The following is an 18,136-nucleotide window of genomic DNA, read 5'->3' as shown; positions in this document are numbered from 1 at the left end:
ACAAAATAAAATCAAACGTTTATTTAATTTTAATATTTATTTCGCAATACATTGAAAAACATCAAATAATTGACAATCAGCACTTTAATTACCATATAATTAAAATAGACTTCAGAAAATTTTTCTAATTAACATAAAAACACATTAATTTTTTTTCATAAATATTCTCAATATGCAAACAAAAAAAGAGTGACCTAAGCCACTCTTATACATTAATATTTTATTTTTTTATATTCTAATTCAAATAAAACTCATATTTATTCAATAACTGAATTTCTTTGATCAGATCTCCATTCAGATCAACTGAGTGCTTCATAGACTGCACTTCAATATGGGAATCATCTTCAAGGTTTTTAATAAAAAACTTCAGCTTTTGATTTCCTTTATTCCGATCCAGAACTGTTCTGAAAAAATCAAGATCTTCAGGCCTTACATCCATTACATCCATTACAAGCGAAATACTTTTTGCAAATCTTTCGAATGCTTCCTGAAGCTCTATAACATCAACTACATTAACGAAAACTCTTCCGTCTTTCACCTGGGCAAATTTTATTTTAAATATAACAAATCTCTGAACCTCCAGCTTTTCCTTCAGCCTCATATAATCTCTGTCCCCCAATCTGAATGAATATGAACCGGAATAGTCTTCCAGCGTAACAAAAGCAACCTTCTCACCACTTCTGAAACCATCCTGAACTCTGTATTCCGTAATTAGACCGGCGACAGTATACTCTTTTCCTCCGCCACCGTTTTCTCTTTCTTTCTGAAGGGTTTTCCAGTCTTTCTTTTTCTCTTCAAACAATTCTTCCTGCTTGTTGGCAAAGGCCTGCTCCTTATAAGCATCCACTTCATCGAGATTCAGGAACAGGAAATTTCCTTTTGGTTCTGCTTTTTTGGTCACTTCTTCTATAACTTCCTCTTCACCTGCCACTACATCATCTGAAACAATCTCAGTAAGATCCACAGCATCGTCCAGGGCATCCTGCTCCAAAACAGGTGCTTCATCTGTAACTACCTTTTCTTCTTCATTTTTCTCAAGAACCGCTTTCTTGGAAAGCTGTCCCTGCATAAACTGAAACTGATATTTAAATTCATCCAGCGGATGTGCAGAAAGGTAGAAACCAATAATCTCTTTTTCTTTATTGAGCTTATGCATATTTGGCCATTCGGGACATGGTGCAAGTTTAGGCTGTTCAATCTGAACTTCTTCCGCAAAATCTGCAAATAACGAGTGTTCCATCTCATTTTTACTTTCCTGAAAGCTTTGTCCGTATCTGATCAGTCTTTCCAGGTTTGTTTTCCCGGCCATATCAATATCAAAATACTGACCTCTGTGGAATGAATCCAGCTCGTCAAATGCACCGGCTAGCACCAAACTCTCCGCTACCCTTTTATTCATCTGGGAAGGCAAAATTCTTTCAAAGAAATCATAGATATTTTTGAATCTTCCGTTTTCCCTTTCTCTGGTGATCGCCTCGCTCGGCCCTTCACCTATTCCCTTAATCGCTCCCAGCCCGAAACGGATCTGCCCTTTTTCGTTTACTGAGAATTTATATTGAGATTCATTAACATCGGGACCTAATACATCCACGCCCATACTTTTACAATCCTCCATGAACATAGTAATTGAATCTGTATTGTTAATGTTGTTACTCATCACACTCGCCATATATTCTGCCGGGTAATTGGCTTTTAAATAAGCAGTCTGATAAGCGATAAAGGCATAACATGTTGAGTGAGACTTATTGAAGGCATATTCTGCAAAGGCTTTCCAGTCATTCCAGATTTTTTCCAGTCTTTCCTCATTCAGGTTGTTTTTGCGACCACCTTCAATAAATTTCGGATACATTTTATTCAGAACGTCAATCTGCTTTTTACCCATTGCTTTTCTTAGCGTATCGGCCTCACCTTTGGTGAAATTAGCCAGCTTCTGGGACAAAAGCATTACCTGCTCCTGATAAACGGTAATTCCGTATGTTTCTTTTAAATATTCTTCCGTTTCCGGCAAGTCATAAACGATTTCTTCAATTCCATGCTTTCTGTTAATAAAGTTTGGAATATACTTAATAGGGCCTGGACGATACAAGGCATTCATAGCGATAAGATCGGCAAAAACCGTTGGTTTAAGCTCTCTCATGTATTTTTGCATCCCGGGACTTTCATACTGGAAAATCCCTACTGTTCTTCCTTCTTTAAATAACTGATAGGTTTTAGCATCATCAAGCGGAATAAGATCGGGATCAATATCAACTCCATGCCTTGCTTTCACCAGTTTTAAAGCGTCTTTAATGATCGTCAGTGTTCTGAGCCCCAGGAAGTCCATCTTCAGAAGACCTGCACTTTCTGCTACCGAGTTATCAAACTGAGACACGAGGATATCAGCATCTTTTGCAGCAATCGTCACAGGAACCAGGTTGCTCACATCTTCCGGTGTGATGATCACCCCACAGGCGTGAATTCCGGTATTTCTGATACAGCCTTCCATCTTTTTAGCACTGGCCAGAACTCCGTGCCGCGAATCATCCGGACTCTCGAGAACGTATCTCATTTCATCAACGAGCATCTGCTCTTCCGGCTTTAGCTTATCATATTTTGCTAAAGCTTTTGCAATGTTCATTCCGGGTGTGGAAGGAATCAGCTTGGCAATATTATTCGTATCCGGAATCGGAACATCCAGTACTCTTCCGGCATCTTTAATGGCAGACTTTCCTCCAAGTACAGAATAGGTAATGATCTGTGCTACCTGGCTCTGTCCGTATTTTTCAATTACCCATTTGATAACCCTGTCTCTTCCTTCGTCATCAAAGTCAATATCAATATCGGGCATGGATACCCTTTCCGGGTTCAGGAACCTCTCAAAAAGGAGGTCGTATTTAATAGGGTCAACATTGGTAATTCCGATACAGTAAGCTACCGCAGATCCTGCAGCAGAACCTCTTCCCGGACCAACCCAAACTCCCATTTTACGGGCCTCGTTACAGAAATCCTGTACAATAAGGAAGTATCCCGGATAACCGGTATTGGCAATTACTTCAAGCTCAAAGTCAAGACGCTCTTTGATTTCATCGGTAATACCTTCTTCTCCATATCTGTTTTTTGCTCCTTCATAGGTAAGATGCGTCAAATAAGCCATCTCTCCTCTTTTCCCACCATCTACCTCATCTTCTGCATGGATAAATTCTTCGGGGATATCAAACTTAGGAAGCAGTACATCTCTCTTTAAGGTATAAGGTTTAAATTTCGCCCGTAAATTCTTCATAAGCATCAAATGCATCAGGATAAGCTAAAAAAGCTTCTTTTATTTCATCTGAACTCTTGATATAATATTCACCTGTAGCCAGTCCCCTTCTTTTACCAAACCCTTTTCCTATAGGTGTTGTGAGTTTTTCACCATCTTTGATACAGCTTACAATATCCTGGATATTGGCATCATCTTTATTGGTGTAAAAAGTCTCGTTCTGAGCTAAAATTTTGACATTATATTTATCCGCCAGATATAACAGCACTTCATTCAAATGCTCTTCTTCAGGAAGTTTATGATTTTGAATCTGTACATAAAAATCATCTTCAAAAGTATCTTTCCACCATTTGAAAAGCTCCTCTCCTTTCTGTTCACCGGTATTCAAGATCGCATCAGGAATATCCCCCATAATTCCGGAAGTTAAAGCAATAACTCCTTCTTTATATTGGGCAATCAGTTCACGGCTTACCCTTGGAACTCCAAAATAGAATCCTTTAAGAAAACCAATACTGGAAAGCTTTGCCAGATTTTTATACCCGTTAAAATCTTTTGCCAGAAGCACCACCTGCGTTCTCCTGTCAGGATCGTCTTTTGTAAACTGCTTTTGCTCGTAACGGTCTGAAATATAAAATTCACAACCCACAACAGGAATAAGCGGTTCTGAAACAGGTTCTTCTTCATTAAATTCAGTTCCGTTTTCTTCTGCTTCCTGTTTTTTGGCAAGATATTCTTTATGTTTTTTCGCTCTGTCTGCATTAGCCCCTTCCACTGCTGAAACAAACTTAAAAGCTCCCATCATATTTCCAAGATCCACCATTCCGACAGCCGGAAAGTTTTCGTCAGAAGCTTTTTTAATCAGATCATTGATGCTTGAAGTAGCTGTAAGTGTGGAGAAAACACTATGGTTATCAAAATTGAAATATTTACCTAAATCAATTTCATCAATGCTTCCAAAATCCTGCTGCTTTTTCTTATTATGAAAATCAGCAACCTGCCTTCTGATAACAATATTGAAGGGCTTGATCGGATCCGGGTAAAGACTCTTGAAATAGGCCAGCTGGTCTTCCGAAATCTTTAATGTTTCTGCAGGAACTACTCCAATTCTTACCATTTCGAAGAAAGCTCTGGCCGTTGCATTTACGTCGGCAGCAGCATTATGGGCCTCATCAAACTTACTTCCGTAAAGTTTTTCATAAAGCTCTTCAAGTTTCGGGGGTTTAAATCTTCCTCCACGTCCTCCGCCAAGCTGACAGAAGTCGGCACCCAAAATCATGGTATCTGCTTTGGGCTTTTCCTGGAGATTGTCTTTTAGATTTTTTCTGTAAAATTCTGCTCCTACAATATTATAGTCGAATTCTACATTATGTCCGGAAACTACTCTTACTTTTTCCAAAACTTTGGAGAATTCTTCTAGAATCTCCTGAAGATCTCGTCCTTCCTCATTGGCAATTTTCGTAGTAATCCCGTGAATTCTCGCTGCATTGAAGGGAATATCATACCCTTCAGGTTTTATTATATAATCCTGGTTTTCAATCAAGTTTCCGTCATCATCGTGCAACTGCCAGGCAATTTGTACCATTCTTGGCCAGTTATCAGAGTCTGAAAGCGGAGCGTTGAAATTTTTTGGTAAACCGGTTGTTTCTGTGTCAAAAATTAAATACATATAATGCTCTAACTTTTTTATAAAAGAGAATGTAAAGTTACTTCATTTTTTCGAATTATTGGTTGGTACTAAAACACAACAAGTCAACAACATTAAAACAACAAAACAACTCCGCTTTATTAAAAAATAATTAATTACAATAATCATAAAATAAATATCAAAAAATAAGATTAAAAAATTAGAATTATCCACCAAAAAGCACTATATAATAAATATTTATCATATATTTGATGAAATAAAATTTTAATATTTCTATATCTAAAAATGAAGAAACATCTACTTCTCATCAGCACTTTGGCAATAAGTTTAGTAAGTGCACAAAACAACGACGCGTTAAAAAGAGAGTTTGACAGACAAAACAAAGAGAACAATGAAAAATTTGACTCTTATGTTTCGAAAAGGTTCGGTAGCGACAGAAGCCCTGAAACACAAAAAATAATTCAGGATATGAGAGAAAATTTGGCAGGATTTAGTGGAAATGTTCCAAACTTTTACCAATCAGAAGATCAAAATCAAATTTTAAATAACAATGTAGATGCATTAACTACTGCCGGAGGTGTAAACGGGCTAACCGGGGCTTTTAAAGGAGAAGGAATTCTGTATACTATTTTTGATGGAGGAAGGATTTTTGAAACTCATACAGCTTTTAATAATACACCAGGCAGAATTACCAATAAAGAGGCGGCAACCAATGCTTATAGTGCCCATTCTACAGGGGTAGCAAGTATTATCGGGGCTAAACCATCTCCTCTAACAGCTACTAGCAATGGAGTATCAATCTCAGGAGATGCAATGGGAATTGCCCTGAATTCTACAATGGATTCTTACAGATTTGCAACTACAACATTGCCGGGCAACACAACCACAAGCACTGTATTCAGTAAAATTTTACTGGCTCAGCCTAAAATTTCAAATCATTCTTATGGTGTAAATGCAGCTTGGGATTACAAAACTACCGCTAACGGATATCCGGCCAATGCCTGGTATTGGGGAGGAAATTATATTGCCGGAACTAATTACGATTTAATGGGGACCTATTATACAAGTGATCAGTCTTATGATGCCATCGTGTATAATAATCCTACGTATACCATTGTAAAATCAGCCGGGAACTACTTCGGGTTCGGACCAGGGTATTCAGGCAGTACCACTACAGCATATTATTATAATGGTTCTGGATATTCAACTTATGCCGCAGGTACAGCCCCACCTGCTAACTGTTCACAAGGCTACGACTGTATAGGTTACGGATCATTAGCCAAAAACATTATTGTAGTGGGAGCAACCGATCCTATTACAACAAACAATAAAAGATATACTGCCGCTACTGATGTAGTAAAATCCGATTATAGCAGTGCAGGGCCGAGAGATGACGGGGGTATCAAGCCGGATATTTCTGCTCCGGGTACCGATGTCTGGATGGCTTCTACAGCAGAAAACACTACCGGAAGTATAATGTGGCAGATTAATAGCGGAACCTCAATGGCAGCTCCTCAGGTGGCGGGGATTATCGGACTTTGGATGCAGATATATAAATCCTTATTCAACAATGCGGAACTCATTGCTTCTGCTTCAAAAACACTAATGGTACATTCAGCTCTTGAAGCAGGAACAATAGGGCCGGATCCATGGTATGGCTGGGGGTATATCAATGCCAAAAAAGGAGCTGAACTTCTGGTAGGAAAATCCAACAACACGATAATCTTTAATAATGAAACATTAAATAACGGCGCTGTTAATACTAAAACTGTAAAAGCATCCGGGTCTGAACCATTAAAAGTGACTATATCCTGGATTGATCCGGAGTATACAAATATTACCAACCAATGGGATAATTTATATAATAACAGAGTTTCAAGGTTAATCAATGATTTGGATGTTAAAATTACTAACATGGCAAACAATACAGTGTATCTTCCATGGAAACTGGATGCAAACAATCCTATGTCGCCGGCAACAAAAGGTGACAATACAGTAGACAACGTAGAGCAGGTTGTGATCGATAATCCAACACCAGGAGCTGTTTACAAAATTGAGATTTCTCACAAAGGTACCTTAAAAAATAATGCTTCCCCAAGTGTTACTGCTCCTCAAAACTACTCCATTATTGTAACAGGGTTTACAGAAGTACTTGGAACAAAAGAAGCAGCCTTTGCTACAGACGGGATTACTTTAGCTCCAACTGTTGTAAAAGATTTCACGAATATATTAAAAGCCCCTAGAAAATCTGCTTTTACTATTTATGATCTTTCAGGTAAGAAACTGCAAAGCGGCATCATTAACAATGATAAAGAAACAGTAGATTTATCCTCTTACACAAAAGGAATCTACATCATTGAAATAAAAACAGACAAAGATGTTATTTCTAAAAAAGTGATTAAGGAATAATCTATATCTGCAAAGAATTCGTTACAAAATACTAACAGTTGTTAGTATTTTGTTTTTTTATGTATATTTGCTTCCTATGGAAAATGCACTTCACGAAAAAGTTTCTCAGGATATATTACTCAAAGCGTATAATCATATGATGCTTGCCAAGGCAATGGCTGATATTTACGAAGAAAACAGAAACGTATGCAAATACGTTCACAGTACTTCAAGAGGTCACGAAGCCATCCAGCTTGCAACAGCTTATCAGTTAAAAAAAGAGGATTGGATTTCTCCTTATTACAGAGATGAAAGTATTCTTCTGGGCATTGGCTTTGAGCCTTACCAATTAATGCTTCAACTACTGGCTAAGGCTGATGACCCTTTTTCGGGAGGAAGATCCTACTATTCACATCCCTCAAGCAGAGATGAGAACAAACCAAAGATCATTCATCAGAGTTCTGCAACCGGAATGCAGACTATACCTACTACAGGAGTAGCACAGGGAATCAAATATATTCAGGATTTCAACCTTCAGAATTTTGAAAATAATCCTGTTGTGGTATGCAGTCTTGGAGATAATTCTGTTACCGAAGGTGAAGTAAGTGAGGCATTACAATTCGCTGCTTTGCACCAGCTTCCTATCATCTTTCTTGTTCAGGATAATGAATGGGGAATTTCTGTAACAAAGGAAGAAGCCAGAACATGTGATGCTTATGATTTTGTAGCAGGATTTACAGGACTAAGCAGAATGAGAGTGGATGGTACTGATTTCGTGGAAAGTTTCGAGGCCATGAAAAAAGCTGTAGACTTTGTAAGAACAGAAAGAAAGCCTTTGGTGGTTTGTGCAAAAACAGTACTGATTGGACACCACACTTCCGGAGTAAGAAGAGAATTTTATAGAGATGAAGAAGATTTAACTAAACACAGAGCCAAAGATCCGGGAGAAATCCTTAGAAAGTATTTACTGGAATCAGGTGCTGATGAAGATCTTTTAAAGCAAATCACTAAAAAGGCACGTCTTGAAGCAGAAGAAGCTTTCGAAAAAGCTAAAAATGCAGAAGATCCGAAGCCTGAAACCGTTATGCAGCATGTTTTTGCCCCCACTCCTATCACGGAAGAAACAGGGACACGCGAGCCTGCTAACGGTGAAAAAATTGTAATGGTTGACGCCGCTATCCACGCCATTCAGGAATTAATGTGGAAACATCCTGAAGCCCTTCTTTATGGTCAGGACGTAGGAGAAAGAATAGGTGGAGTTTTCCGTGAAACGGTTACTTTAGGAAAAAAATTCGGAAGTAAAAGAGTATTCAACACAGCAATTCAGGAAGCCTATATTATCGGATCCACAACTGGTATGAGTGCTGTTGGATTAAAACCAATCGTTGAAGTTCAGTTTGCTGACTATATTTATCCGGGCATAAACCAGTTAATTACAGAAATTTCAAAATCAAATTATTTAAGCGGCGGGAAATTTCCGGTAAGCAATATTATCCGTGTTCCTATCGGAGCATATGGCGGTGGTGGACCTTATCACAGTGGAAGTGTTGAAAGTATTCTTGCCAATATCAAAGGAATCAAAATAGCATACCCAAGCAATGCAGCGGACTTTAAAGGTTTATTAAAAGCGGCTTATTACGACCCGAATCCTGTAGTGATGCTTGAGCACAAAGGATTATACTGGAGTAAAGTTCCTGGAACCGAAGATGCAAAAACTATCGAACCTGCCGAAGACTATATACTTCCGTTCGGAAAAGGGAAAGTAATCATTGAGGCTGATAAAACTGAAACTGAAAAAGGCAGAACCGTATTGGTAGTTACTTATGGTATGGGAGTGTACTGGGCTAAAGAAGCCGTTAAGAATTTCAACGGAAGAGTTGAAGTAATTGATTTAAGAACTTTAATTCCTCTTGATGAAGAACTTGTTTTCGAAAGAGTAAAAGCACACGGAAAATGCATCGTTCTGACTGAAGAACAACTTAATAACTCATTTGCAGAAGCATTTGCACACCGTATTTCTAAAAACTGCTTCAAATATCTTGATGCTCCTGTAGAAACAATGGGATCATTGGATGTACCTGCAGTACCCATCAATCTTGTACTGGAAAAAGAAATGCTTCCGAATGCAGAGAAGCTTTCCAAGAAGATCGAAGAAATGCTGAAATATTAAAAATAAAAAACTCTAAAATATTTTTAGAGTTTTTTTATTTTATTTCTTAATTATTTTCTTTATTATCATTCCCTTTTCTGTTTTAAGTTTTAAGAGATAAGTTCCACTTATTAAACTGTTTAAATCTAACGAAACTTTTGCTGTATTAGCTTGTTTTTTATTCAAAACTAAGATTCCGCTTACATCATATATTTCAATGTCTTTAATTTCATTATCTTTCGTGGACATTAGATTAACTTCAGAAACAACGGGATTAGGATAAATAATAAGCGATAGAGCCTTTTGATCTTTTATATTACTAATTGTTTCATTAATTCCTAATGTAATTGGATTAACATCCATTACATATAATTCATTACCATAAAAATTAAAATTATTCGAATCATTAAATGGAGCATTCAAAAATATTTTATTATTTACTTTTGAAATAGAATTAATTATTTTGCTGTTTACTGTTATATTATTAGACTGAATAGATATTGGGCTTACTGGTCCGTTACCATTAGTAACCCATATTTCATTTTCTGAATACGTTTTATTAAGAAAAAACAAATTACCATTGATACAAACATTATTATAAGGTATATAATTATTTGGTAAAAATGTAGAATTACCTAGAGATGGACTAGTGTATACATTACTAAACTGCCCATTATTATATACCCACATACTATTGTATCCATTGTAATTTGGAGCACTCATATAATAAATTTTATTATCACAATGTGTTATAAAACTTCCACTATGTGAAGCTACAGGATAAGCTCCATTAGCAAATTCATTACTTGAAATTTTATAGGTTCCATTAATTGTTCCATCAGAAACATAAGGGGCATGTTTTGTTAGATCCGCAGTATTTTCAGCACAAGCAAAAAAATACAATTTTCCTTCTTTAACATCTACATTACTATTGAAACCTGGATTGGAATAATGAGGATTACTGAAGGATTTCAACATCAATGTTCCATTTACAGATCCATCAGAAACCCAAAGTTCTATCTTACTTGTCCAATAATCTATTTGATTATTCACTAGAAAAAAAAACTTATTATCAGTATATCCTAAAATTGAAGAAAAACTTTTGTTTCCAACAAAATTATAAAATACCTGAGTACCATTCTGAGTACCATCTGTAGACATCAACACTCTTTTGTTTAAGGTATAATCAAAAGCAGCATAATATGATTTATTATTTATAATAGCATATTTATTTTGGAAACTTGGAAGGGCATTTAAATTATAAGTCCCATTTTCAGTACCATCAGAAACCCAAAGTTTAGCAGAGAAATCATTTTCACTTACTTTAAATAAAAACTTGTTTGTATTCCCTACTCTGGCAAAGGATGGATAATCATAAGAATTTGAACCATCTTTTCCCATTGGGTTAACATTCTTAATCATTGTTGTACCTGCACTTGTCCCATCACTGACACATAATGCTATAGGCGCTCCTCCTATTGAACATGGAAAATAGATTTTATTATTCAGCTGTATACTGGGAACATAGTCGCTAACCGGCCAACCATAGAAACCTGCATTAACATCATTTTTTATTCTATATGTTCCAGTAGCTGTCCCATCTGAAATCATTGGGCCTAAACCATATTCATCTGTTCCAAAATAAAAAAGTTTATTATTGAACTCCTGTGGAGATAATAAAGAAGATCCAGTAGTAGAATTTGCATTTTCATATAAATCTGAAAGTCCATTGCTAAAATAAAACTTAAAAATTTCCTGCCCATACTTTTTATTACCTGCATTAATAATAAAATTATTGTCTGGTGTATCTGTAATCTCCATTTTAAAACCAGAATCATAATCGAATAATAAATTCTGAATAGGCTTTAATGAAGTTCCATTAAATGCGATGAAATTATTATTGTTATTACTGGAATATGTGTTAAAAATCAAATAATTACTTTCGCCGAAATTCGAATTTGATTTTTCTACAATAGATGCAGTCTCAAGCTCAGGAAATACATCTGCAAGCTTAATCAATGTACTACCATCATAAAATAATTTTGCATATAAGTTATTTCCTAATAAACAGTTAAAGTAAATATTATTTTTAAAAAAGTAAATATTATTGACATTTTGAAGATTTGGATATAAATTAGAAGTAACCATATGGGTTCCTATGCTTGTCCCATCTGATTTCCACAAAGAATTATTGTTAAAAAAGACCAAAGAATTATTCTGTAAAAATAAATCTTCATTTCCGCTAATCATTCCAGGAAGATTTAAAACATCTACAATGGAGTTGTTGTTAGGATCATAATAAGATAAGGACAGGACATTATTCTTCCTTTTTATAAAATAAACGAAACCATTAAAACCAACCATCTTTCCTTCAACAGTAAAATCGTCTTGTATACCGCTAAAAACAATAGAAGTATTTGATATTGTTCCATCTGACTTCCATAATTTCCTTTGAGAAGCAGAATTATAATTGGTAAAGTACAGAATATTGTTAACGTTTACGTAATTATTAGTTCCACTGTTAAAATTATTACTTATCGTATTGGCAATTTCAGTTCCTAAAGAAGTTTCATCAGAAACCCATAACTCATTCCTTGTTGGTGATCCGAACTGATGAAAAATATCAAAAATAAGCTTACCATTAATCTTTGTAAATGCTGTAATACTAAAATCTGACGTTGAAAAATTTACATTAGGAAATTCTTTAATCATTTTTGTACCAGCATCCGTTCCATCTGTTTTCCAGAGACTTAATTTTGAGTTCTTTTTTATAAAAAAATAGGCATTATGATCAATTACAGAAATATGTAAAGCTTTCGTCGCATCATACGTATATGTATAATCTTCATTGACATAGTTTTTATATGCTGAACTTATTTTGATTAACAATCTGCTATTTTCATTACCCGAGCCTTTTATTGTAATCCCAAATTTAGTATTGAAAATCAATTTATCAGAAGTAATAAAATTCATTTGAGAGGGCTTACTATCAGCACTAAAATTAGTTTCCAATAGATTAGCTGTTGCTTGTAAATTCTGTCCTAGAAGATCACCATTTTCTAGTAGGCTTAATAACAGAACAAAAGAAGCAATTTTAGATATTTTCATAGTTAAAAATTTTTGCAAAGATAATTATTTCAACCTTTTTTATATTGTTATATAAGTGTAATACCTCCAAATACCGAGACGCTTTCTCATAAGATCGAAGAAATGCTGAAATATTAAATATATGAAACCTCTGATTTTTCAGAGGTTTTTTTATTAATTTTAATAAACAGAACGGATACCTCATTTTGGTATTCATTTTGTTTATATGCACACCTAATTTCATACGTTTTATGATCACAACCAAATACGTCAATTATAAGCAGGTCCTCAATTTATCAGGTTTTCACCTCATCCTGATTTCAATCTGGTGTACTATGATCGCTGTACTGTTCTATTTCTTCAACTGGCAATGGATGACAATTCCATGGGTTCCTGTTGCCCTGATTGGTACCGCAGAAGCATTCCTTGTAGGTTTCAAAAACAACCAGGCGTACGACAGACTTTGGGAAGCCAGAAAAATCTGGGGAGGAATTGTAAATTCAAGCCGCTCGTTTGCTTCTATGGTTTATGCTTTTGATACTAAAAATGAAGAAATCGGTGTATTTGATCTTGAAGACCGTAAAAGAAAAATTGTTTACCGCCATATTGCCTGGTTGTATACTTTTCGTGAGCAGCTTCTGGTTCCAACGGAATGGGAGCATATCAGCACAGAAAATAAATTCGGCAACATTAATCTGAGAAGAAACAGACTGATCAAAGCAGGATTTCCGGATTACGGAAGAGCTCCCATTTTCTTACATAAATACCTTTCAGAAGAAGAATATGATCTTAAAAATGATTATAAAAACTTCGCTACCTACCTGATTGCCCAACAGGCAAAAGATATCAACGAGCTGAAAAATATGAATGCTATTACAGATTTTAACCAGACTCAGCTGCAGAACAGTCTGAATGAATTCTATAATTTCCAGGGGCAGGCAGAAAGAATCAAGAAATTTCCTTCACCAAGACAATTTGCCAGTACAGCCTTTGTTTTTAATATCCTGTTTATTATGCTTCTTCCGCTCGGATTGGTAAACGAATTCGCAAAGCTTGGCGACTGGGGAATCTGGACCTCAATTCCTTTCTGTATCATCATCGGATGGATCTACATCATAATGGAATTAGTAGGAGATTATTCTGAAAATCCTTTTGCAGGATTAATGTTTGACGTTCCTATGCTTTCTATCTGCAGAACCATTGAAATTGATCTTCTTCAGCTAGGCGGAGAAACAGAACTTCCAGATCCTATTTCTTCCAAAAATGGAGTTTTGGTATAATTTCTTTTTCCGAAAATCATTGTAAAAAACATCAGAATATATTTCAGATTTCATTGTTATTTCATAACTTAGAAAGTTGAAAACATCAGCTGAAATCTGTCCAAAATTGAGCTACTGTTCTATTTCGGACAGATTTTAACTTATAATTTTCTCCACTAATAATTGATCCTTTCTTTTTAACAATGAGATCCAAGCAAGTACTGCAGGTTATGACAATGCTGTGTCTTATCCTATTCTGTCCTGAAGTAAAGTCACAGGCTGCCTTCAATAAAGAATTGCCCAAAGAGTTTAATGAAAAATTCACCAAAGAAATCAACGACAGTATTCCTTCTCTGGGGTCATTCATTGTTTCTCAGAATGACAGGATAATGTATGAGCAATACTCTCACGGAGCCGGCAAAGAGACTGTTTTCAGTATAAAATCTGTCACCAAAAGTATTGTTTCTGTTCTTGCGGGAATTGCTAAGGATAAAAACTTACTTCCCAATCTCAATACTCCGGTTTTAAAGATTCTTCCGGAATACAATGTATCAAGGAGCAGTTTTAAAAACATTTCCAATATCGAAGGGAAAGTGATTCACGATTCAATAAGAAATACATTAACATTAAAAAATCTGCTGACCATGCAGGGAGGTTTTGACTGGGTTGAAAATTCCAAAATCTCGACAGCGATGTCATTTTCCGGTGATCCTGTAAAGTTTGTGCTGGATCTTCCTTTTGAGGAATATCCGGGAACTGTATTCAATTACAACAGCGGTGAATCTCACCTTTTTGGAGCTGCACTGGCAAAAATTGTAAAGACCAACCTCAAGCAATTCGCAACAGAAAATCTTTTCAGGCCATTAAAAATGAATATTCCTCGATGGGATACAGATTCCATGAACAGAAATATCGCAGGTTCGGAAATGTTTTTGAAACCTGAAGATATGTTGAAATTTGGTTTAATGGTTCTGAACAACGGAAAATTGGGAGGCAGGCAGATTGTATCCCAGAAGTGGATCCAGGAATCTACAGCTGAACAGGTAAAACTGAATTCCTGGGACGCAATGCCGGATGCCAACGGATATGGCTATTACTGGTGGCGAAGAAAAACCAATGGACATCAGGCTTTTGTAGCAACGGGTTATGGCGGACAGCTTATCTGTGTTATCCCGGATTTAAAAATGGTTATCGTAACAACGTGTTTTTTAAATGACAAAAACAGAGGCAGAACCGAGATTAAAAGGCTCCATTATTTTATCGATAAAATGACTAAAGAAGTTGTATAACAACAAATCTTACATTCAGTTGAGATACGGTAATCTATAATACGATTGCTGTTGTATTTTTTACTTCAGAAATCATAAATGAACTGTGTGTACTTGCAATGTGCTGAAGTGTTGTAAGTTTCGTCAGCATAAAACTGCGGTAATCTTCAATGTCCTTCACTCCTATTTTAAGGATGTAATCATAATCTCCGCTTACATGAAAACATTCTGTAACTTCCTCAAGATCCATTACTTCCTTTTCAAACTGAAGTACAAATTCTTTTTTGTGCTGGCTTAATTTTACGTGGCACAGCACAATAAAATTTTTCTTAACTTTACTCTTGTCCAGCAAGGCTACATATTTTGAAATAACACCCGCATTTTCAAGCTTTTTGACACGCTCATAAATTGCTGTAACAGACAATCCAAGCTTACCGGACAGTTCTTTGGTGGTTTGTTTGCAGTCTTCCTGTAAAAAATACAGGAGTTTCTTGTCAGTTTCGTCAAGTTCCATAGATATTTTTTTGGTAAAAATTTAACAATCCCGAAGATACTAAATAATTTTTCTAAATAAATAATATTTTACAGTTTTATTTTCTATAAATTCAAATTTATGTTGTAATAATTAACAAATTAATGCAAATTGAGACCATAAAATAAAAACGATATTTATGGAAAACTTTAACGCCGCCAATGAGATCCAGGATCTTCAATATTTTGGTGAATTCGGAGGAGTGAATCCTTCTATCTCTGACAGCTCTACTTACACATTCCTTTCTGCAAAGACCATGTTTGATACCTTTGAAGGAAACGCTGAAGGATGTTATCTGTATTCCAGACATTCATCCCCGATGAACCTTTACCTGGCTCAGGCTCTTGCCAAGATGGAAAATACGGAATCGGCCAACGTTACAGCATCAGGAATGGGAGCCATCACTTCTGTTTTGATGCAGCTTTGCAAAAGCGGAGACCATATTATTTCAAGCAGAACCATCTACGGAGGAACCTATGCTTTTCTTAAAAATTTCTTTCCGCAGTTTAATGTAGCGACTACTTTTGTTGATATCAACAACTTTGAATCTATAGAAAATGCCATCACACCTAATACTAAAGTTATTTACTGTGAAAGTGTGAGCAACCCGCTTCTTGAAGTGGCAGACCTTAGAAAACTTTCTGAAATCTGTAAAAAACACAATCTGAAACTGATTGTAGACAACACCTTCTCCCCTCTTTCGATTTCTCCTACGCTATTCGGGGCAGATGTTGTGATCCACAGCCTGACAAAATTCATTAACGGAAGCAGTGATACGGTAGGAGGTGTATATTGTGCAACACAAGCTTTCATTGATGATACTAAAAATGTGAATTCAGGAGCATGTATGCTTCTTGGCCCTACAATGGATAGTTTAAGATCTTCAAGCATTCTGAAAAACCTGAGAACATTACATATCCGGATCAAACAACATAGCCATAATGCCATGTATCTTGCGGAAAGATTCGAAAAAGACGGATTAAAAGTTTCTTATCCGGGATTGCCATCCCATAAAAACCATAAATTGATGAAAAGCATGATTCATGAAGAATACGGATACGGAGGATTACTGACGCTGGATGCCGGAACTACAGAAAAAGCAAACGAACTGATGGAACTGATGCAGACAGAAAACCTGGGTTATCTTGCTGTAAGCTTAGGGTTCTACAAGACCTTATTCTCGTGCTCAGGAAAATCGACCTCCTCTGAAATTCCTGAAGAAGAAAGAGCTTCCATAGGCATTTCTGACGGACTGATCAGATTCTCCATCGGTCTTGACCACGATATCAAAAGAACTTACCAGAAAATGAAGGAATGTATGTTGAAAGTAGGAGTTCTTAACCACCATGAAAACATTTCCATATCCTAAATTTATTGTAAAAGGCTGTTTCGTTTTTGAAACAGTCTTTTTTATTTGTCAATCCACCTCTAGATTTGGAATAACAAATGTTAAATATAATCTATTATAGCTTTTGAAGAATTTATTTATTATAAATGGGCTAAAGCCTATTCCTATTGAATTTTATTGGCAACTATTACCCTGTTATTTCTTATAATAATGATGCGGAAAGGCATCCTCAGGTTTCATTCTGAAAACATTGAGCAGTATCCAGGACTTTAAGAAACCGTATCCGTAAGAAAACATCTGGATATAAGTGGAAATAACCGCCATTCCGGCAATACTGATATTTTTAGTCAGTAATAAGGCATGAAACAACACAAGGAAAGTATACAATCCATAAAAAGCAAGGATGATCCCTCTATGCATGATGAAATACTCCAGAAATCCCATTACATATCCCAACATAAATAATGTAGGAAATGCAAAAGATATTTTTACATAGTTCGGGTGTCTTTGATTAAGAATAGGCCTTGCACAGCCAAACTGATAAACCTGTTTGGAGAATTTTCCAAAATCGACTCTGCGTTTATGATAAACAGCAATATCATCAAAAAAAGCAGTGGTAAATCCATTTTCCCAAAGCGTCATAGAAAGATCCGGATCCTCACCAATTCTCATTTCAGAAAATCCGCCCACTTTTTTAAAGACTTCCTTTTTCACGCCCATATTAAAACTTCGGGGCTGAAATTTGGAAACCGCTTTCTTACTTCCCCTGATTCCACCTGTTGTAAACACCGATGTCATAGAATAGGAAATGGCTTTCTGCATCAGATTAAATCCTTTATGCGCTTTATCTGCCCCTCCAAAAGCATCACAGGGAATGGTCAGGATATCGTTTTTAATGTGCTCTATATAATCTTTTTCAACAATGACATCACTGTCTACAAACACCAGCCATTCATTTGCTGCTCTGGCTGCCCCATAGTTTCGTGTCAATCCCGGTCCTGAATTATCCTTTCTGAAATATTTAATATCCAGAATTCCATCAAAATTTTTAATGGTAGGTTTCAGATCGATGAGAGAACCGTCATCTACAATAATGATCTCAAACTCCTTATCCGTCTGCTGGGTAAGGGAGGTCAGCAACTCAAAAAGCTCGTCTTTTCGGTTGTAAATAGCAACGACAATGGAAATAGTGGGTTTCAAATTGAAAATTTTTCAAAATTAC

Annotated in this window: 8 protein-coding genes and 1 pseudogene; 5 read left to right on the top strand and 4 right to left on the bottom strand. The window is 36.0% G+C overall.

From position 1 onward, the window contains the following. Nucleotides 1-235: 235 nt before the first annotated feature. A pseudogene (dnaE, locus tag EL165_RS24905) lies at nt 236-4,904 on the bottom strand (DNA polymerase III subunit alpha). A gap of 264 nt (nt 4,905-5,168) precedes the next feature. Here dnaE and EL165_RS24900 point away from each other — a divergent pair. Further along, nucleotides 5,169-7,292, top strand: a complete 2,124-nt coding sequence (locus tag EL165_RS24900; protein ID WP_002980733.1) for a S8 family peptidase — start codon at nt 5,169-5,171, stop codon at nt 7,290-7,292. Nucleotides 7,293-7,368: 76 nt separating this feature from the next. Further along, nucleotides 7,369-9,441, top strand: coding sequence for an alpha-ketoacid dehydrogenase subunit alpha/beta (locus EL165_RS24895; RefSeq protein ID WP_002980734.1), 2,073 nt, complete (start codon nt 7,369-7,371; stop codon nt 9,439-9,441). A 39-nt stretch (nt 9,442-9,480) separates the two neighbouring features. Here the strand turns inward: EL165_RS24895 and EL165_RS24890 are convergent, their stop codons facing one another. After that, nucleotides 9,481-12,528, bottom strand: coding sequence for a T9SS type A sorting domain-containing protein (locus tag EL165_RS24890; RefSeq protein WP_002980735.1), 3,048 nt, complete (start codon nt 12,526-12,528; stop codon nt 9,481-9,483). A 230-nt stretch (nt 12,529-12,758) separates the two neighbouring features. On the opposite strand from EL165_RS24890, the gene EL165_RS24885 reads away from it, so the two are divergent. Together EL165_RS24885 and EL165_RS24880 are read left to right on the top strand one after the other, a co-directional pair. Further along, complete coding sequence (locus EL165_RS24885; protein WP_041461530.1) at nt 12,759-13,787, top strand: bestrophin family protein; 1,029 nt, start codon at nt 12,759-12,761, stop codon at nt 13,785-13,787. A 182-nt stretch (nt 13,788-13,969) separates the two neighbouring features. Then, nucleotides 13,970-15,055, top strand: coding sequence for a serine hydrolase domain-containing protein (locus tag EL165_RS24880; RefSeq protein ID WP_002980742.1), 1,086 nt, complete (start codon nt 13,970-13,972; stop codon nt 15,053-15,055). Nucleotides 15,056-15,089: 34 nt separating this feature from the next. Here EL165_RS24880 and EL165_RS24875 read toward each other — a convergent pair whose 3' ends face one another. After that, nucleotides 15,090-15,548, bottom strand: coding sequence for an Lrp/AsnC family transcriptional regulator (locus EL165_RS24875; protein WP_002980744.1), 459 nt, complete (start codon nt 15,546-15,548; stop codon nt 15,090-15,092). A gap of 157 nt (nt 15,549-15,705) precedes the next feature. Between EL165_RS24875 and EL165_RS24870 the strand changes: the two genes are divergently transcribed. Continuing rightward, nucleotides 15,706-16,935, top strand: a complete 1,230-nt coding sequence (locus EL165_RS24870) for an aminotransferase class I/II-fold pyridoxal phosphate-dependent enzyme (RefSeq protein ID WP_002980746.1) — start codon at nt 15,706-15,708, stop codon at nt 16,933-16,935. A 174-nt stretch (nt 16,936-17,109) separates the two neighbouring features. On the opposite strand, the gene EL165_RS24865 is transcribed toward EL165_RS24870, so the two are convergent. Next, the gene (locus EL165_RS24865; RefSeq protein WP_002980748.1) at nt 17,110-18,114 is read right to left on the bottom strand and encodes a glycosyltransferase family 2 protein; all 1,005 of its coding nucleotides are present in this window, start codon (nt 18,112-18,114) and stop codon (nt 17,110-17,112) included. Between the last annotated feature and the right edge of the window lie 22 nt (nt 18,115-18,136).

The organism is Chryseobacterium gleum, assembly GCF_900636535.1.
In the GTDB taxonomy this organism is placed as follows: domain Bacteria; phylum Bacteroidota; class Bacteroidia; order Flavobacteriales; family Weeksellaceae; genus Chryseobacterium; species Chryseobacterium gleum.
The sequence above is the reverse complement of the archived record's forward strand: the minus strand, read 5'-3'. Positions and strand labels throughout refer to the sequence as shown.